A 19,272-nucleotide genomic window follows, 5' to 3' on the forward strand; every position below is an offset into this window, starting at 1 on the left:
CATCACTAACCACGGCAGGCGCGATGCGCCCGCCAAACGTCACGCAGATCCAGCCGCTTACCTCAGCCGCGCTTCTGTCGTTGCATCAAAGAACATCGCCTGCGTGCCGTCGCAGGTGATGGTCACGTTGGACCCTTCCGCGATGTCTTCGTCGCCGCGTGTTTCCACGACCAGCTTTTCACCGTCCGGCGTGATCAGGTAGTCGTAGGCCACACCGCCCAGACGTTCGCGGATGTCCAGACGGGCGTGGTCTCCGCCTGCCTGCACGAACAGATGCTGCGGGCGTAGGCCGACGAGCACCTCGGACCCATCCGCAGGAAGGGACGCAGGGCCCGCCAAAGACGCACCGCCCAGTGCGGGGACCTGAACCTGACCACCAGCGACAACACCCTTAAGGAAATTCATGCTGGGCGATCCGATAAAGCCCGCGACGAATTTGTTGTCGGGGTCTTTGTAGAGATCCATCGGGCTGCCGACCTGTTCGATCTTGCCCGCGCGCAGCACCACGATCTTATCGGCCAGCGTCATCGCCTCGACCTGATCGTGGGTGACGTAAATCATCGTCGCGCCGATTTCCTTGTGCAGGCGCGCGATCTCGACCCGCATGTCGACACGCAGTTCCGCATCAAGGTTCGACAGCGGTTCGTCGAACAAAAACACCTCGGGGCCACGCACAATCGCACGGCCAATCGCCACGCGCTGACGCTGACCACCGGAGAGCGCCTTGGGTTTGCGTTTCAGGTAGTCTTCCAGCTTCAGGATGCGGGCGGCTTCATCGACCTTGGCTTTGATTTCATCCTTGGGATGGCCGTTCATTTTCAGGCCAAAGCCCATGTTCTGTTCGACCGACATATGGGGGTAAAGCGCGTAGGTCTGGAACACCATCGCCACGCCACGATCCGCCGCCTCGACCCGCGTGACATCGCGATCACCGATGTTGATCTGGCCGTCGGTGGTTTCCTCAAGCCCTGCGATCATGCGCAAAAGCGTGGACTTGCCGCAGCCCGACGGGCCGACAAACACACAGAATTCACCGTCCTTGATGTCCAGATCCACACCGTGGATCACCTGAACGTCACCGTATTTCTTAATAGCCTGTGTCAGCGTCACACCCGACATGGCGATCCTCCCCCGAAAAACTTAGGTCGGGAACTGCCAGCTTTCGGCAGCCCCGGCGATATCCTGCGCCGTGCGCAAAAGCGCGGCGCGATGTTGCTCTAACCCGTCAAAGCTCTGGCGGGATGTGGATGTGGTGATCGACAGCGCGCCGATAACGCGGCCCGTCGATGACAGAATCGGCGCGGCGATACAGATGATGCCGGGCTCGTGCTCTTCACGGTCGTACGACACGCCTTCGGCCTTGATCCGGTCCAGCTCGGCGGCCAGCGCGTCTGGTGTCGTCAGCGTGTTGGGCGTATGGGCGAAATAGGCCTGACGGTTGATGGCATCCTGCCGGTCCTCGGCATCAAGGAACGCCATCATCGCCTTACCGACGCCCGTGCAATAGCCCGGACCAACCTTGCCCGCCTGCGAAAACATCTCGATCGGTTCGGCGGCGTTCATCTTGTCGACATAAAGAACCTGCCCGCGATCAAGCTGGGCAAGGTGGATGGTTTCCCCGACTTCCTGAGCCAAGGCAGCCAGATAGGGGCGCGCCACAGGGGCCAGCGAACTTTGCCGCCACGCGCTGTGGGCCAACCGAACCAACCGCAGGCCGGGCGCATATGTCTGGCGATCTTCATCATAGGCCAGCATCCCTTGATTAGTCAGGGTTTGCAGCAACCGGTAGAGCGTCGCCTTGGGATGCGATGTTTCGGCCAGCAGTTCGGAGAAGCGCACAGGACGGCCCTTTTCAGCGACCTGATCCAGCACCTCCAAAGCTTTGCCAACGGTCCCGTCGGCACCACCCTGCTGTCGCACCTGTGAATTCATATGCGTGTTCCTCCCGACATTCGAAACATGAATGCCACCTGTTGACTTTCTTAGCGAGTCGCGATCATAGTTTCAATAGCTGGAAACTAGTTTCATTATTTGGAACCTGTTGACGCTCAGCATCAATCAGGGAGGACGCAATGCTGACCAGACTAATGACAACCGCAGCCGCGGTGGCTTTTACCGCAGGCGCGGCACTCGCTCAGGACTCGAACCTGACAGGCACGCTTAAGATTTTCTCGGACATGTCGAACCCCGCGCCCCGCGCGGTGATGGAGGATATGGCCGCACGCTTTGACGCCATGCACCCCGATCTGACCGTTGAACTGACTGTCATCGACCGCGAGGCGTACAAAACGCAAATCCGCAACTTCCTGTCCGCGAACCCGCCGGATGTGGCCAACTGGTACGCGGCAAACCGCATGCGCCCCTATATCTCGGCTGATCTGTTCGAAGACATTTCCGACCTGTGGGCCGAACCCGAAATCGCCGAAAACCTTGCGTCCACCAAAGGCGCGATGACCATCGACGGCAAACAGTGGGGCGTGCCCTATACCTACTATCAGTGGGGCGTTTACTACCGCGAAGACATCTACAAAGAACTGGGTCTGAGCGAGCCGACAAACTGGGATGAATTCAAAGCCAACTGTCAGGCGATCCTCGATTCCGGCAAGAAGTGCTTTACCATCGGCACCAAGTTCCTGTGGACCGCCGGCGGCTGGTTCGACTACCTGAACATGCGCACCAACGGCTATGACTTCCACATGGCGCTGACCAACGGCGAAGTGGCTTGGACAGACGACCGCGTCCGTCAGACATTCGCCAACTGGCGCGAACTGATCGACATGGGCGCCTTCATCGACAACCACCAGTCCTACAGCTGGCAAGAGGCGCTGCCCTTCATGGTCAACGGCGAAGCAGCGGCCTACCTGATGGGCAACTTTGCCGTAGCCCCGCTGCGCGAAGCAGGCCTGAGCACCGACCAGCTGGACTTCTACCAGTTCCCCGCCATCAACCCCGATGTCGAACTGGCCGAAGACGCGCCGACAGACACGTTCCACATTCCGGCAGGTGCCCAGAACAAAGAAGCCGCACGTGAGTTCCTGCGCTTCGTCGTTTCTGCGGACAACCAGACCAAGATCAACGCCGGCGACGCGCTGGGACAGTTGCCTGTGAACGCGCAGTCTTCGGTTGATGATGACGAAATGCTGAACCAGGGCTTTGCGATGCTGTCGTCCAACAGCCCCGGCGGTATTGCGCAGTTCTTTGACCGCGACGCACCGGCGGAAATGGCATCCGTTGCCATGGAAGGTTTCCAGGAATTCATGGTCTTCCCTGACAATCTGGATGACATCCTTGGCCGCCTCGAACAGGCGCGTGGCCGGATTTACAAGTAATCCTCCCCGGGCGGATGGCTTGATCGCCACCCCCCTTTGAAACACAGTTGCGCAAGGCCGCTGCGGCCTTGTGCCATCCGAACGACTGCGGAGGATCCCCGCCATGGCCACCGCCACGCATCCTGACACATCGCAACCCACCGGCTTTATCCGCCGCAACCGTCAGAAACTGGCCCCTTGGGTGTTTCTGGCTCCGGGTTTGCTCTTCTTTCTGTTCTACGTCATCGCCCCGATTTTCCAGAGCTTCCAGATTTCGTTCTACCAATGGGACGGGCTAGGCGCGAAAGAATGGGTCGGCATGCAGAACTATCAGGAACTGGTCACAGACCGCGCCTTCGAGGTGTCGCTGTGGAACAACCTGAAATGGCTGCTGATGTACCTGCTGGCGATCCCCGCCGGTCTGGGCATTGCGTTGTTCCTGAACCAGACGGTGACGGGCATCCGCCTCTATAAATCGCTGTTTTTCTTTCCCTTCGTGATTTCCCAAGTCGTCGTGGGTCTTGTGTTCACATGGTTCTACGATCCCACTTTCGGTCTGCTTAACACCATTCTGGAATCTGTGGGCCTTAGCCCGATCAATGTTCTGGGCGACCCGAAACTGGCCACCTACGGCATCATCGCCGCAGGTCTCTGGCCGCAGATCGCCTATTGCATGATCCTGTACCTGACCGGCCTGAACGCCGTGGACCCCGAACAGATCGAGGCTGCGCGTCTGGACGGTGCGAAAGGCCTGCGCATGCTGTGGCACGTGGTGCTGCCACAACTGGCGCCCGCCACCTTCATCGCCTTTGTCGTCACGATCATTGGCGCGCTTCGCTCGTTCGATCTGATTTCCATCATGACCAACGGCGGCCCCTTCGGATCGACCCGCGTGCTGTCGTTCTACATGTTCGAAAAGGCGCTGTCGGAATACGGTTTCCGCATGGGTTATGGCGCGGCGATCTCGGTCGTTCTGTTCCTGATCATGCTGGTCTTTATCGCCTACTTCCTCTGGTCGATGTGGCGTCAGGAAAAGGGGCACTGATCATGACACACACCACCATCACACCACGCGCGGGGGCCTGACGATGTTTCCCAAACCCATCGAAAAATCATCCCGTGCCGCCCAGCTCAGTTATCAGGGCCTGCTGCCCATCGCGCTTTTGATGTGGCTGGCCCCGCTGATCGCCGTAGCGCTGTTTTCGATCAAGCCTGACACGGATTTCACCACCGGCAACTACTGGGGCCTGCCCACGGCCTTTGGCGGATTTGAAAACTACGGCAAGGTGTTCTTCCAGTCGGACATGCCGCGCTATCTGATGAATTCCTTCCTGATCACCGTACCCACCGTGATCGGGGCCGTGGCCCTGTCCTGCATGACCGGATTTGCGTTGGGCATTTACAAGTTCAAATCGAACCTGTGGATTTTCTTTATGTTCGTGGCGGGCAACTTTGTGCCCTTCCAGATCCTGATGGTCCCGGTGCGCGATCTGACCTTGGACATGGGGCTATACAATACCAAAACCGGTCTGGTCCTGTTCCACATCGCGTTCCAGACAGGGTTCTGCACGCTCTTCATGCGCAACTTCATCCGTGCGCTTCCTTACGAACTGATCGAAGCCGCCCGCGTCGAAGGCGTTGCTGAATGGCGGATTTTCTGGTTCGTCGTCCTGCCCCTGATGAAGCCCGCAATCGCCGCCCTTTCGGTGCTGATCTTTACCTTCATCTGGAACGATTACTTCTGGGCCGTCGTCCTGACCCAAGGCGCTGAAAGCCAGCCCGTGACCGCAGGCATCACCAGCTTTAACGCTCAATACCGCGCGGCCTATCACCTGATGAGCGCGGGCAGCATCGTCGCCGCCCTGCCGCCCGTGGCGATGTTCTTCCTGATGCAACGCCATTTTATCGCGGGCCTGACACTGGGTGCTGTGAAGTAATGCGGAACTGGCACCTGACTGACGGGCATCAAAGCCTGATCCTTTCGTCGCTGAACGATGCGCTGCCCCATGTCGTCTATTGGGGCGCGGCGCTGGACGACGATCTGGCCGAACTGACGGCTGCGTCCGAAATGGACGTGACCGGCGGCATGCTGGATGCAAACCCGCCGATCTCGCTCTGCCCCGAGGCATCCCAGACCTTCCCCGGCCAACCCGGCCTCATGGTGCAGGATGCCACTGGCGCACCGATGTTGCCGCGCTTCCGCTATGCCAGCGATCAGGCCAGCGAAACGGCGATCAGCCTCACGTACAGCGATGCGGATTTGGGCCTGACCCTGACCTTTGATCTGGGGATAGACACCGTCACGCACATGATCACCGCGCAGACGACGCTGACATCAGACGCGCCTGTGCGCATCCACTGGTTGGCCGCGCCCACCCTGCCAGCGCCGCAACTGGCCGATCACTTGATCGACTTTTCCGGCCGCTGGATTGCCGAATTCCAGACCACAAACATCCCGTGGGCCGCTGGCATCCACATGCGCGAAAGCCGCACGGGCCGCACGGGGCACGAACATTTCCCTGCCGTGATCCTGCCGGAACGCGGCACCACCAACACGCGCGGCGATGCATGGGCCATCCACTACGGCTGGTCCGGCGGGCACCGCATGGTGGCCGAGGAACTGCCCGACGGGCGCCGCCAAATCCAGTTCGGCCACGCTATGGGCACCGATCTGGCCCCCGTGACCAAGGCCCAAACCGCCAAGCTTTATGCCACCTTCAGCACCACGGGCCTGAACGGCATCGCCACCACCTTCCAGCGCCACGTGCGCGACCGGATCGTGACATGGCCCAAACCCGACACCCCGCGGCCTGTGCATTACAACTGTTGGGAGGCGATCTATTTCGACCATTCCCTACCCGAACTGACCGCCATCGCCGACCGCGCGGCGGCGCTGGGGGCCGAACGGTTCGTGCTGGATGACGGCTGGTTCGGACGGCGAGACGATGACACCTCATCCCTTGGTGACTGGGACATCGATCCGCGCAAATACCCCGATGGGCTCGGGCCGCTGATTGATCACGTCCACGGCTTGGGCATGACATTCGGCATCTGGTTCGAACCGGAAATGGTGAACCCCGACAGCGATCTCTATCGCGCGCACCCAGACTGGGCGCTTGGCCCCGCCGATCAGGTACTGGGCCGTCAACAGATGGTGCTCGATATGGCAAACCCCGCCGTGGGCGCGTATCTTTACGACAAGATTGCCGCTGTCCTGTCGGCCTATGACATCGACTATATCAAATGGGATCATAACCGCGTTCTGCCCTTCCCCGATGCGGCCCAGACACGCGGCTATTACGCACTGGTCGACCGCCTGCGCACCGATTTCCCGCTGGTCGAGATTGAAAGCTGTTCGTCCGGCGGCGGGCGCATTGATCTGGGCGTACTGGAACGGACCCAGCGTGTCTGGCTGTCGGATTCCAACGACGCCATCGAACGCCTGCGCATCCAGCACGAGGCCGCGCTGTTCCTGCCGCTGGACGTCACCGGCAGCCACGTCGGCCCGCGCCATTGCCACACCTCCGGCAGAACGCTGGATATCCGCCTACGCGCATGGGTCGCCGCACAGCGCCACATGGGGTTCGAAATGGACCCCCGCGAACTGACCGAAGACGAAGCACAGGTTCTGCGCGACGTCACGCAGTGGTGGAAAGACAATCGCCATTGGCGCAGCACCGCCGCGATCCTGCGGCTGGACAGCGCCGATCCCTCTGTCATCGCAGAACAGCAACTGGCCAGTGACGGCAGCCGCTTTGTCGTCTTTGCAGGCAAGCACGCCACATCGGCGCAAATCCTGCCGCGCCCCTTGCAACTGACGGGGCTTGACCCCAAAGCACGCTACAGCATCCGACTGCTCAACCGCGACGACGCGCTGCCCAACCTGTCGCGCGGATCGCAGGCGATCAAAAGCCGCGATATGGTGCTGTCGGGACAATATCTGATGCAACACGGTCTGACCCTACCTTGGGCCTTCCCCGAGACGATGTGGGTGATCGAAGGAACACGAACATGACCAAGAAAAGACGCAGCGAAAACTGGTACGGCAAGCTGGACAAAGACGGCTTCATCCATCGTTCATGGATGAAAAATCAGGGTTTTCCCGATCACGCCTTTGATGGCCGTCCGGTGATCGGCATCTGCAACACATGGTCCGAACTGACGCCGTGCAACTCGGGCCTGCGCGATCTGGCCGAGGGCGTGAAGCGCGGCGTGTGGGAGGCGGGCGGTTTCCCTGTCGAGTTTCCGGTCATGAGCCTTGGCGAAACCCAGATGAAGCCCACCGCCATGCTGTTCCGCAACCTTCTGGCCATGGATGTCGAGGAATCGATCCGCGCCTATGGCATTGACGGCGTTGTGCTTTTGGGTGGCTGTGACAAAACCACCCCCGGCCAGTTGATGGGCGCAGCATCCGTTGATCTGCCGTCCATCGTCGTGTCGTCAGGCCCGATGCTGAACGGCAAATGGCAGGGTAAGGATATCGGGTCCGGCACCGACGTCTGGAAGTTTTCCGAGGCCGTCCGCGCGGGCGAAATGACCCTGCAGGACTTCATGAACGCCGAAGCCGGCATGAGCCGATCAAAAGGCGTCTGCATGACGATGGGCACGGCATCCACCATGTCGTCGCTGGTCGAGGCGATGGGCCTGTCGCTACCCACCAACGCCGCCCTGCCCGCCGTCGACAGCCGCCGCATGGCGCTGGCCCATCTGACCGGTAAGCGGATCGTTGAAATGGTGGACGAAGACATCAAACCGTCCGACGTTTTGACCAAACAGGCCTTCATCAACGCCATCCGCGCCAACGCCGCCGTGGGCGGATCGACCAACGCGGTTGTGCACCTTCTGGCCATCGCAGGCCGTGTCGGCGTGGACCTGACGCTGGCCGATTTCGAACTGGGATCGGACGTGCCGCTGCTGGTCAACTGCATGCCGTCGGGCAAATACCTGATGGAAGATTTCTGCTACGCGGGCGGAATGCCTGTCGTACTGCGCGAACTGGCGGATCAGGGCCTGTTGGAAGGCGCGCAAACCGTGCTGGGCCGCGATATCAGCGCCTATGCCGACGGGGCCGAATGCTTTAACCGCGACGTGATCCACAGCTGGGATGCGCCCGTCAAGCCCGCCGCTGGCCTGCGCGTTCTGCGCGGCAACCTTGCCCCCAACGGCGCGATCGTTAAGCCCTCGGCGGCCACGGATGCGCTGCTGGAACACGAAGGCGAGGCCTACGTTTTCGAGAATATCGAAGAACTCAAAGCCACCATCGACAACGATGATCTGCCCGTCACCAAAGACACCATCCTTGTCCTGAAAGGCTGCGGGCCCAAGGGCTATCCCGGCATGGCCGAGGTCGGCAATATGCCGATCCCGCGCAAGCTGGTCCGCGAAGGCGTGCGCGACATGATCCGCGTCTCGGATGCCCGCATGTCCGGCACGGCGTTCGGCACCGTCATCCTGCACGTCTCGCCCGAGGCGCAGGCAGGCGGCACGCTCGCGCTGGTGAAAACCGGCGACCGGATCAAAGTCAGCGCATCGCAGGGCATTCTGGAACTGCTGGTCGACGAGGCCGAACTGGCCGAACGCCGCGCCGCATGGACACCGGATGAACCGCATTACACCCGCGGCTACGCGAAGCTTTACATCGACCACGTTCTGCAAGCCGACCAAGGCGCGGATCTGGATTTCTTGGTGGGTAAAGACACCCGCCTTGTCACAAGGGAAAGCCACTGATGGACCTGAACGCCACCTATCACGATCTGAACGGCAAGTCGGTCTTCATCACCGGCGGTGGTTCGGGCATCGGCGCGTCTCTGACCGAAGGCTTCCTGCGCCAAGGTGCCAAGGTCGCCTTTGTGGGCCGCTCGGACGCCTCCGGCTTTGTGGAGGAGATGGAGCAGAAAACCGGCAACCGCCCGTTTTTCATCCAATGCGACATCACCGACATTCCCGCCCTACAAGACGCGATTGCCAAATCCGCCGAACATAACGGCCCGATTACCGTTCTGGTCAACAACGCCGCCAACGACAAACGCCACACAACCGAAGAGGTGACCGAAGACTTCTGGGACTGGTCGATGGCCATCAACCTCAAGGCTTACTTCTTTGCCTGTCAGGCCGTTGTCGGCGGTATGCGAGATGCAGGCGGCGGATCGATCATCAACTTTTCCTCCATCAGCTACATGATGGGGAACGCTGGATATCCTGCGTATACAACCGCAAATTCCGGCATCAACGGCATGACCCGCAGCCTTGCGCGTGAATTCGGCCCCGACCGTATCCGCGTGAATGCATTGGCACCGGGTTGGGTGCTGACCCAGAAACAACTGGATATGTGGGCCGACCCTGAATCCCTTGCCGCGCATCTGGACCGCCAGTGCCTTAAGGATCACCTCGTGCCCGAAGACATCGTAGGCACCACCCTTTTCATGGCCTCGAACGCCAGCCGGATGATGACCGGTCAGGCGATGGTCGTGGACGGTGGTGTTGTAGTGACAGGATGACCAAGACTATGAAACCCGACTGGATTGCCGTCGATTGGGGCACAACCCACCTACGTCTCTGGCTGATGACAGCCGATGGGCAGGCGCTGCAGCGGATCGACAGCAACAAAGGCATGGCCGGTCTGCGCCCCGACCATTTCGAACCCGTCCTGATCGACGCACTGCGCGATCATCTGGAACCGGGCGTCACCCTGCCCGTGGTGATCTGTGGCATGGCGGGATCGCGTCAGGGCTGGGCCGAGGCGCGCTATGTCAGCGTGCCCTGCAAGCCCCCCAGCATCGATCAGGCCACCCATGTGCCCACCCGCGACGCGCGGATCGATGTGCACATTCTACCCGGCATCAAACAGGACAAACCTGCCGACGTCATGCGCGGCGAAGAAACCCAGATCGCGGGCGTGATGCAGATCGATCCCGACTTTGACGGCATCGTCTGCCTGCCCGGAACCCATTGTAAATGGGCACATATCAGCGCCGGAGAGGTCGTGAGCTTCCGCACCTTCCTGACCGGTGAAATGTTCGGCCTTCTGTCGGAACAGTCGGTTCTTCGCCATTCCGTGGCCGATGATGGCTGGGACGACGATGCCTTTACCGACGCCTTGGATCAGGCCATGTCCCGCCCCGCCGCCGTCGCGGCCGAGCTGTTCTCACTACGGGCCGAGGCGCTTTTGACCGACCTTGATCCAGTGACGGCACGGTCGCGTCTGTCGGGTCTTCTGATCGGCCTCGAACTGGCCGCCGCCAAGCCCTATTGGTTGGGTCAGGACGTGCGCATCGCGGGCGCGGAAAAGATCGCCACCGCCTATGCCGATGCCCTGTCGGCGCAGGCCGTTCCCGTGACCATTCTGGATGCCGAAACGGTCACGCTTGCCGGGCTGACCGCCGCCTACAAAACCCTTCAGGACGCCTGACATGACACGCAACATCATCGCCATCCTGCGCGGCATCACCCCGCCCGAGGCCGTCGACGCCATGAACACCCTGATCGACGCGGGCATCACGCTGATCGAGGTGCCGCTGAATTCGCCCGACCCGTTCGACAGCATCGCCGCGATGGTGCAGGCCGCAGGCGACCGTGCTGTGATCGGTGCGGGCACGGTGCTGGATACCGATGCGGTCACACAGCTGGGCAACCTTGGCGCGCAGATGATCGTTTCACCCGACTGCAACCCTGACGTCATCGCGGCAACTAAGGCCGCTGGCATGCTGTCCTACCCCGGTGTGATGACCCCGACCGAATGCTTCACCGCCCTGCGCGCCGGGGCCGACGGGCTGAAAATGTTCCCCGGATCGCTTGTAACGCCCGCTGGCCTGAAAGCCATCCGCGCGGTTCTGCCCGAAGGCACGAAATGCTTTGCCGTAGGCGGTGCAGGCCCCGACAATTTCGCCGATTGGAAAGCTGCCGGAGCGGATGGGTTTGGCATCGGAACGGCACTGTATACTACAGGTATACGAACCTCCGAGATCAAAACACGGGCCGAAAAAATCGTCGTGGCCTATGACGAAATCTACGGATAATCCTTTATGAAACGGACACTTGGAACCTGCTACTACCCCGAGCACTGGCCCGAAGACATGTGGGAGCAAGACGCCGCCCGCATGGTCGAGGCCGGTCTGACGTGGGTGCGCATTGGCGAATTCGCGTGGGGTAAAATAGAACCGCGCGAGGGCGAGTTTCATTGGGATTGGCTGGATCGCGCGATTGACGTGCTGGGGCGTGCGGGCCTCAAGGTTGTTCTGGGCACCCCCACCGCCACACCGCCCCGTTGGGTCGTTAACAAACACCCCGATATGATCGCTGTCGATGTCGACGGAAAGCCGCGCAAATTCGGATCGCGCCGCCATTATTGCTTTAGCCACGAAGGGTTCAGCGCCGAAAGCCGCCGGATCACCGAAAAAGTCGCGCAGCGCTATGGCAAAAACCCCTATGTCGCCGCATGGCAGACCGACAACGAATACGGCTGCCATGATACGGTCATTTCCTATTCGAATGCCGCGCGTCTGGCCTTCCGCGACTGGCTGCGGAACGCTTTTGCCGACGATATCGACGCGTTGAACACGGCTTGGGGCAATGTGTTCTGGTCGATGGACTACGCCGATTTCGACGACATCGACCTGCCCAACCTGACGGTAACCGAACCAAACCCTGCCCACGCCTTGGCCTTCCGCCGGTTTTCGTCGGATCAGGTGGTGCAGTTCAACCGCGAACAGGTAGATATCATCCGCGCGCATTCCGACGCGCCGATCAGCCACAACTACATGGGCCGCATCACCGACTTCGACCATTACAAAGTCGGGCGCGATCTGGAAATCGCGACGTGGGACAGCTATCCCCTTGGTTTCCTTGAAGATCGCGTTGGCGCCGATGCCGAACGCCAACGCAAATATGCGCGTCAGGGCGATCCGGATTTTCAGGCGTTTCACCATGATCTGTATCGTGCCGTGGGCCGTGGCCGCTGGTGGGTAATGGAGCAGCAACCCGGTCCGGTGAACTGGGCGCCCTATAACCCCGCGCCCCTGCCCGGCATGGTCCGCCTCTGGACGTGGGAGGCGTTTGCCCACGGGGCCGAAGCGGTCTGTTATTTCCGCTGGCGTCAGGCGCCGTTTGCGCAGGAAGAGATGCACACAGGCATGCTGCGCCCCGACAGCGCGGACGCGCCCGCGATCATCGAGGCGCGGCAAGTGCGCGATGATTTGATCGATGCGCCCGAGTTGCAGGCAGCCCAAGCGCCTGTTGCGCTGATCTTCGACTACGACGCCGACTGGGCGTGGACGGTGCAGCCGCATGGCGCGGGCCTGTCCTATTTCGGCCTTGTGTTCGAACACTACCGCGCTCTGCGTCGCGCGGGGCTTAGCGTGGACATTCTGCCGCCTGATACACGTGATTTTTCCGGCTACTGTGCTGTTTTTGCTCCGGGTTTGATGCATATGCCCGATGACCTGAAGGCCGCTTTGAATGCGGCTGATGCGCAGGTCGTCCTTGGCCCCCGCAGCGCGGCGCGGGATGCGCACTTCTCAATCCCCAACCCGTTGCCGCCCGCGTTCCCCGATCTGGACGTGACCGTCACGCTGGTCGAAAGCCTGCGCCCCGACAGTCCTATGACCTTGTCAGGTGGTGGCGCGTTTACGGGATACCGAGAGGAACTGAGCGGCGACGCGGAAACGGTGATGACCCTGACCGACGGTCGCGCGGCGGTGAAACGTGCGGGCCATGTGAGTTATGTGGGCGGCTGGGGCGATGATGCGGCGCTGGACCGGATCGTTGCGATGATCTGTGAGGCGGCTGGCGTGCCCGTGATGGACCTACCCGACGGGCTGCGCACACGGGCGACGGCGACAGAACGGTTCTGGTTCAATCACACGGATTCCGAGATCGAGTTTGACGGCAGAACCATCCCCGCCGCAGGCGTTCTGCGCGAAGCCCGTTAAAGCGTATCCGTCTGATATAGCTTCACTTTCAGACCGCCATGAGGCACCGGCGGGCTGGTTTTGGCAAAGGTCAAACCGGTCGCCTTGGCCAATTGCGGCTCGCTGGTGATGATGCCGACGCGCCAGCCTGCAAAGCGCTCTTTCAGCACCTCACCCATCTGCGCGTGCACGGCGAACAGCGGGCCTTTGTTGCTGATCCGCGCGCCGTAGGGCGGGTTGATGATGACGATGCCCGGTTCACAGTCGGGGCGCTGCAAATCGGCGATCGCGACGTTGGTGAATTCGGTGAATCCATCCACGCCCGCGCGTTCGGCATTGGCGGCGGACATGCGCACGGCGCCTGCGTCGCGGTCCGATCCGAAGAACTGCTTTGGCGGGGTGCCGGATGTTTGCGCCGCCTTCATCTGCGCCCAAGCCGCAGGATCGAAAGAGGCAAGGTTTTCAAAGGCAAAGCTGCGCGAGCGACCTGGGGCAAGGCCGGCGGCCATCTCAGCCGCTTCGATCACAAAGGTGCCTGATCCGCACATCGGGTCGAGCACGGGCTGACTGCCGTCAAAGCCCATCTGGCGCAGGAACAAAGCAGCCAGAGTTTCACGCATGGGGGCTTTGTTCACCGCCTCTTTGTGCCCGCGCTTGTGCAGCGAGGTGCCCGAGGTATCGAGCGAGAACATCACAAAGTTATCGTCGATCCGCGCCATCAGCCGTAGCTCGGCGTCGTCCGCGATGGTGATGCCGTGGCTGTCCTTCAACGCGGTTTCGATGCGCTGGGTGGCGGCACCGGCGTGGTAGATCTTGGATTTGCGATTGGTCGTGGTTTCGACCTTCACCGGCACATCCGCGCGCAGGAAATCGCCCCATTCAAACTTGCGCGCGCGTTTATCCAGCTGCGCCAGATGGAATGCGCGGAACCCGCCGATACGGACCAGAACCCGCGTTGCGCCGCGCAGCACCAGATTGGCGCGCCAGACCTCGGGCCAGCCGCCTTGGGTCGTGACACCACCGGGCACGGTTTGGGGCGTGGCAAATCCTGCTGCGCGGACCTCTTCGGCCAACACAGGTTCCAGCCCCGGCGGGGCGGTCAGGAAAATCTCGAATGTCTGATCATCGCTCATATCCTGCGTCATAGCGGGGATTTTTGGCCTTAGCGATGACCAAATGCGTATAGGTTAGGCAGAAGCCATACGAATTTGCATGAAATCCTGAAGCGCGGTCTTCTGTGTTTCATTCATGCGAAGGCCCAGTTTGCTGCGCCGCCAGATCACATCTTCGGCGGTTTGGGCGTATTCATGGTCCATCAGCCACGCGACCTCGCGTTCGGTCAGGGTCGCGCCGAAATCCCACCCCAGATCATCAGCGGTTTCGGCCCCAGCAAGCAGATCCCATGCCTCGGACCCATAGGCCCGAACCAGTCGTTTTGCCCACCGTTCTGTCAAAAAGCCGAACTGTTTGTGCAGATTGCCAACCAATTCATCGAAATCGCCGACCTCAAAGTCGCCGCCGGGCAATGCCTTGCCCGCAGTCCATGGGCCGCTGAGACCGGGGAAGAACGGTGCGATTTCCTCCAGCGCGCTTTCGGCCAGTTTGCGATATGTGGTGATTTTCCCGCCGAAAATGTTCAGGACCGGCGCGCCGCCACGGTCTTCGACCTTCAGCACATAGTCGCGCGTTGCAGCCGTGGCCGACGATGCCCCGTCGTCATAAAGCGGACGCACGCCCGAATAGGACCAGTCGATATCGTCGACCGTGATGTCCTGTTCGAAATACTTGTTCACGAACTCCAGCATATAGTCGCGCTCGGCCTCGGTGCATTCAGGGCGCGTGTCTGGGTCTGTGTGATCCTGATCGGTGGTGCCGATCAGGGTGTAGTCGGTCTCATACGGGATCGCGAACATGATGCGGCCGTCTTCGCCCTGAAGGAAGTAGGCCTTGTCATGGTCGAACAGGCGGCGCGTGACGATGTGCGATCCGCGCACCAGCCGCACGCCATCGCGGGAATTGGACCGGATCGTGCCGCTGATGATGTCGCCCACCCACGGGCCACCGGCATTGACCAGCATCTTGGCCGTGACGGTGCGGGTTTGATCGCCCTCTTCCAGCGTGATCCGCCAGACACCGCCTTCGCGTTCGGCACTAAGAACCTTGGTGCGGGTCATGATATCGGCGCCAAGGCGTTCGGCGTCGCGGGCGTTCAGCACAACAAGACGCGAATCCTCGATCCAGCAGTCAGAATATTCAAACGCCTTTTCAAATTTGGACTTCAGCGGACGGCCCTCGGGCACCTCGGTCAGGTCCAGTGTCTTGGTGCCGGGCAGGATTTTGCGGCCACCCAGATTGTCGTACATGAACAGACCCAGGCGGATCAGCCAGGCAGGGCGGCGGCCCTTCATCCATGGCATGACGGTGTTCAGAATGCGAGAGGTCGGGGTCGACCCCTCGAACCGCATATCCTCATGATAAGGCAGCACAAATCGCATCGGCCATGAGATATGCGGCATCGCCCGCAGCAGGGTTTCCCGTTCGATCAGCGCCTCGCGGACAAGGCGGACCTCGAAGTATTCAAGATAGCGCAGACCGCCGTGGAACAGCTTGGTCGAGGCCGAGGACGTGGCCGACGCCAGATCGTTCATCTCGGCCACGCCAACAGACAGCCCGCGGCCCGCCGCGTCGCGCGCGATGCCGCAGCCGTTGATACCGCCACCGATGATGAAAAGGTCGTACTGCGTGTCCATGGGCCCTAGCCTACGTGATTTTGTTCGATTCACAGGTAGATATATAGCGCAAATCGTCCCAAAAGAAAGCCTGTTACTTTCGTTTGTGTTCGTTTTCCCATAAAATTCGCACATTCACCGCCAGACACGCGCCCCCGCGCAAATTGCCGCTTTGCGCATTTCACCGTTTCCAGTGGCGTATACTGGGCGTATTCACACCCCATGCTAAACGCTTTGATCCTAATGGTCGTTGTGGCCGCCGGTGCGCTGTTGATGTGGCCGAAGCTCGCCAATGCCACGCTGTGGCGGGCTGCGATCACGCCTTTGGCGTCGATCATCGGCAGCGGCTTTCTGGTGTTGGGGCCGATCCTGAACGCGTCCTTCGGGGCCTATGCGCCGCTGGTCATGGCGATCTTGTGCGGCGCAGCCTATCTGTTCGGCGCGGCGATCCGGTTCAACATCTGGCGACTGAACAACAAGGGCGAAAACCGCAGCCCGTCGGAACGGGGGCTAGAGCTTGCCTCGGCATGGTCGCTGGCTTTTGCCTATATCATCTCGGTCGCCTACTACCTGAACCTGCTGGGGGCCTTTGCCGTCAGCCTGACCGAGGTCGAAGGACACATCCCCGCGAAACTGGTCACCACCGCGACCTTTGCGATCATTCTGATCGTCGGCTGGACGCGCGGCTTTGGTGCGTTGGAGCGGCTCGAGGAGGTGTCTGTTGGCATCAAACTGGCCATCATCGCGGGGCTTTTGTTCGGACTGGCGGTGTTTTTCGGCAAAACTGCCAGCGCGGGCGATCTGGTATTCAGCGCGACCACCGTCAGCGGCTGGCAGGCTGTGGCGCTGGTGGGCGGATTGCTGGTGACGGTGCAAGGCTTTGAAACCTCGCGATACCTTGGCGCGGAATACAGCGCGCCGACGCGGATCAAATCGATGAAACTGGCGCAGGGCGTGTCGACCGCGATCTATCTGGTCTACATCCTGCTGCTCAGCTTTGCCTTTGCCCCCGATGCACTGGACCTGAGCGAAACCGCGATCATCGGATTGATGGAGGTCGTGGCCCCCATCCTGCCGATCCTGCTGATTGTCGCAGCGCTGAGCGCGCAATTTAGCGCCGCGGTGGCCGATACCGGCGGCGCGGGTGGATTGGTTTCGGAGCTGACTGGCGGACGTCTGGCCCCACGGGCGGGCTATGTGCTGTTGGCGGTTGTGGGCGTTGCGCTGACGTGGACCGCCAGCGTGTTCGAGATCATCAGCTATGCGTCCCGCGCCTTTGCGCTTTACTACGCCATCCAGACCCTGATCGCAGCAAAAGGGGCCGCCCTGAAGGGGAGGCCCGTGAAAGCCGTTGGCTTTGTTGCTTTGGCCGGCGTCGCGGTTGCGATCGTGTTGTTCGGCGCGTCGGTCGAGTAACCGGTGCTTAGGCCGGTTTGCGGCTGTGCATGACCTCGGGCGCGTCGGTGAACAGCGAATCCGCCAGATCCGCGCGCAGGCGCAGAACCGCGCGTTGGTTGACCGATCCTTTGTCCGTGACCTCGCCCAGATCAAGGCTGAGCGGTTCTTCCAGAAAACGCACATGCGGCACGCGCAGCGACGAACCACCTGCGGTTTTGTTGTAGGTGCCCAGAAGCGTTTCGACACGGTCGCGCAGCGCCGGATGGGCCAGCAATTCCGCGTCGGACAACGATGCGCCGCTCGGAACGACCTTTTCAATCGCAGGACGGAACGGCACCAGCAGCGCGCCCAGTTCCTCGTGGCCTTCACCGGCGATCACGACGTCTGCCGCCAGACCTTCCAGCGCGTTGTTCAGTTTACCGCGCAGGGCACCGACAGCGACCCACGTGCCTGTGGCCATCTTGAAGTTTTCAGCCACGCGCCCGTCAAAGAAGAAGCCCTTGGACGGATCACTTTCATCAGCAAACCGAAGCGCGTCGCCCAAGCAGTAGAAGCCTTCGTCATCGAATGCCTCGGCGGTCAGTTTGTCGTTCCGCCAGTACCCCGGCGTGACAGACGGGCCTTTCAGACGGGCCTCGAACTTGCCTTCGTTCGGGACCAGTTTCAGCGTCAGGCCCTTGGACGGCACACCGACGTTGCCCGGCGTTTCCTGATATTCGATCTGTTGCAGAGCGAACGGCGTGGTTTCTGTCGCGCCCAGACCGGTGCTGAGTGTCACGCTTTTGCCGGTGACCTCTTTCGACAGACTGCGCAGATCTTCCCATGTGTGCTGGGCCATGGCCGCGCCCGCGTACATCATCAGCTTGGCATCGCGGAAGAAACATTCCGCCAGCGATTTGTCCTCTTTCATCGCGGTGACCAGCATTTCGTAGCCGACGGGCACGTTGAAGTACCAGTTCGGGGACACATCGCGCAGGTTGCGGATGGTTTCGCCGATCAGCTTGGGCGTCGGTTTGCCCTGATCGATATGATAGGTGCCGCCGTTGTAGATCGTTAGGTTGAACACTTTCGTTCCGGACGCGACGTGGTTCCACGGCGCCCAGTCCAGCAGGACGGGCGGCTCATCGCGGAAAAACGCAAAACAATCGGCAACCATCGCCATATTCGCGCACATCATGCGCTGGGTCAGGATAACCGCCTTGGGCGATCCGGTGGTGCCGGATGTGAACATGAACTTGGCCACCGTATCGGGGCCGGTTGCGGCATTGGCCGCATCGACGGACGGGGTGATGGGAGTTGTCACCAGATCGTCCCACGATACGGCCAGGCCTGTCCCTTCGACCGCTAGACGCGGCAGGTCGGGGAAAACTTCTTCGATCGCGGGCAGAAACGGATCGAGGGTGTCAGCAAACACAGCGCCCGGTGTGATCTGGCCGCGGATGCCTTTGAGTTTCGCATAATCGCCCGACACCAGCGCATAGGCCGGCGCCAAAGCCGCCGACGGGATGCCCACGTACTGCGCACCCAAGGCCATCAGACCGTGGGCGATGGAATTGCCCGACAGGATGACCAGCGGGCGGTCGGTAGAAAGATCGAGATCAAGAAGACGCTGACCGATGGCACGGATTTGCGCGAACATTTCGCCGTAGGTGACCTTGCGCCACGCATCATCGGGGCCGCGTTCGGCCATCCATACACGATCAGGCGCGACCGACGCCCAATGCGCGATCTTGTCCGAAAGACGGTCGGGATAAGCGGGCAGCGGGTCTTTCTGCCAGACATAGATTGTCCCGTCGTCGCGCGTTTCGCTTAGGATTTCGGGCTGCCAGAAAAGCGTGTCACGCGAAGTTGCGTCCTGCACCAGATGTCTCCTCCGTAATCTGATCCAATTTAGTTTCCATGGAAACTTTATCCGTGGGTACTATTTATGCT

General features: G+C 61.0%; 15 protein-coding genes. 10 read left to right on the forward strand and 5 right to left on the reverse strand.

Annotated features, from left to right (window positions below):
* Positions 1-57: 57 nt before the first annotated feature.
* Both AC4FIA_RS12280 and AC4FIA_RS12285 read right to left on the reverse strand, forming a co-directional pair.
* A complete protein-coding gene (locus AC4FIA_RS12280) occupies positions 58-1,119 on the reverse strand; it encodes an ABC transporter ATP-binding protein (protein WP_287473063.1) in 1,062 nt (353 codons plus the stop codon).
* Between the two features lie 21 nt (positions 1,120-1,140).
* Positions 1,141-1,932, reverse strand: a complete 792-nt coding sequence (locus AC4FIA_RS12285; RefSeq protein WP_490366092.1) for an IclR family transcriptional regulator — start codon at positions 1,930-1,932, stop codon at positions 1,141-1,143.
* A 155-nt stretch (positions 1,933-2,087) separates the two neighbouring features.
* Here AC4FIA_RS12285 and AC4FIA_RS12290 point away from each other — a divergent pair, with 155 nt between their 5' ends.
* The 9 genes from AC4FIA_RS12290 to AC4FIA_RS12330 all read left to right on the forward strand — a co-directional run bounded on the left by AC4FIA_RS12290 (position 2,088) and on the right by AC4FIA_RS12330 (position 13,234).
* Complete coding sequence (locus AC4FIA_RS12290; RefSeq protein WP_490366178.1) at positions 2,088-3,329, forward strand: ABC transporter substrate-binding protein; 1,242 nt, start codon at positions 2,088-2,090, stop codon at positions 3,327-3,329.
* Between the two features lie 103 nt (positions 3,330-3,432).
* The gene (locus tag AC4FIA_RS12295) at positions 3,433-4,353 is read left to right on the forward strand and encodes a carbohydrate ABC transporter permease (protein WP_490366093.1); all 921 of its coding nucleotides are present in this window, start codon (positions 3,433-3,435) and stop codon (positions 4,351-4,353) included.
* Between the two features lie 43 nt (positions 4,354-4,396).
* A complete protein-coding gene (locus tag AC4FIA_RS12300; RefSeq protein WP_490366094.1) occupies positions 4,397-5,245 on the forward strand; it encodes a carbohydrate ABC transporter permease in 849 nt (282 codons plus the stop codon).
* Positions 5,245-7,323 (forward strand): alpha-galactosidase, encoded by a 2,079-nt coding sequence (locus AC4FIA_RS12305; protein WP_490366095.1) that lies wholly within the window; start codon positions 5,245-5,247, stop codon positions 7,321-7,323. Before AC4FIA_RS12300 ends, AC4FIA_RS12305 begins: the two co-directional genes overlap by 1 nt.
* Positions 7,320-9,035 carry an IlvD/Edd family dehydratase gene (locus AC4FIA_RS12310; protein WP_490366096.1) on the forward strand — a complete coding sequence of 572 codons (1,716 nt, stop codon included), beginning with the start codon at positions 7,320-7,322 and terminating at the stop codon, positions 9,033-9,035. Before AC4FIA_RS12305 ends, AC4FIA_RS12310 begins: the two co-directional genes overlap by 4 nt.
* Positions 9,035-9,805: an SDR family NAD(P)-dependent oxidoreductase gene (locus tag AC4FIA_RS12315; RefSeq protein ID WP_490366097.1), complete on the forward strand. Its 771-nt coding sequence runs from the start codon at positions 9,035-9,037 to the stop codon at positions 9,803-9,805. The genes AC4FIA_RS12310 and AC4FIA_RS12315 overlap by 1 nt, the downstream gene beginning before the upstream one ends.
* Positions 9,802-10,716, forward strand: a complete 915-nt coding sequence (locus tag AC4FIA_RS12320; protein WP_490366098.1) for a 2-dehydro-3-deoxygalactonokinase — start codon at positions 9,802-9,804, stop codon at positions 10,714-10,716. Before AC4FIA_RS12315 ends, AC4FIA_RS12320 begins: the two co-directional genes overlap by 4 nt.
* A 1-nt stretch (position 10,717) precedes the next feature.
* A complete protein-coding gene (locus AC4FIA_RS12325) occupies positions 10,718-11,323 on the forward strand; it encodes a 2-dehydro-3-deoxy-6-phosphogalactonate aldolase (RefSeq protein ID WP_490366099.1) in 606 nt (201 codons plus the stop codon).
* Positions 11,324-11,329: 6 nt separating this feature from the next.
* Positions 11,330-13,234 carry a beta-galactosidase gene (locus tag AC4FIA_RS12330; protein WP_490366100.1) on the forward strand — a complete coding sequence of 635 codons (1,905 nt, stop codon included), beginning with the start codon at positions 11,330-11,332 and terminating at the stop codon, positions 13,232-13,234.
* On the opposite strand, the gene AC4FIA_RS12335 is transcribed toward AC4FIA_RS12330, so the two are convergent.
* Complete coding sequence (locus AC4FIA_RS12335) at positions 13,231-14,346, reverse strand: THUMP domain-containing class I SAM-dependent RNA methyltransferase (protein ID WP_490366101.1); 1,116 nt, start codon at positions 14,344-14,346, stop codon at positions 13,231-13,233. The two genes, AC4FIA_RS12330 and AC4FIA_RS12335, sit on opposite strands and share 4 nt — an antisense overlap.
* Before the next feature lie 54 nt (positions 14,347-14,400).
* Positions 14,401-15,963 carry a glycerol-3-phosphate dehydrogenase gene (gene glpD, locus AC4FIA_RS12340; RefSeq protein WP_490366102.1) on the reverse strand — a complete coding sequence of 521 codons (1,563 nt, stop codon included), beginning with the start codon at positions 15,961-15,963 and terminating at the stop codon, positions 14,401-14,403.
* 201 nt (positions 15,964-16,164) lie between these two features.
* On the opposite strand from glpD, the gene AC4FIA_RS12345 reads away from it, so the two are divergent.
* Positions 16,165-17,358: an APC family permease gene (locus tag AC4FIA_RS12345; RefSeq protein ID WP_490366103.1), complete on the forward strand. Its 1,194-nt coding sequence runs from the start codon at positions 16,165-16,167 to the stop codon at positions 17,356-17,358.
* 7 nt (positions 17,359-17,365) lie between these two features.
* Here the strand turns inward: AC4FIA_RS12345 and AC4FIA_RS12350 are convergent, their stop codons facing one another.
* A complete protein-coding gene (locus AC4FIA_RS12350) occupies positions 17,366-19,201 on the reverse strand; it encodes a feruloyl-CoA synthase (protein ID WP_490366104.1) in 1,836 nt (611 codons plus the stop codon).
* Positions 19,202-19,272: the final 71 nt, after the last annotated feature.

This window comes from Thalassococcus sp. (genome assembly GCF_982780845.1).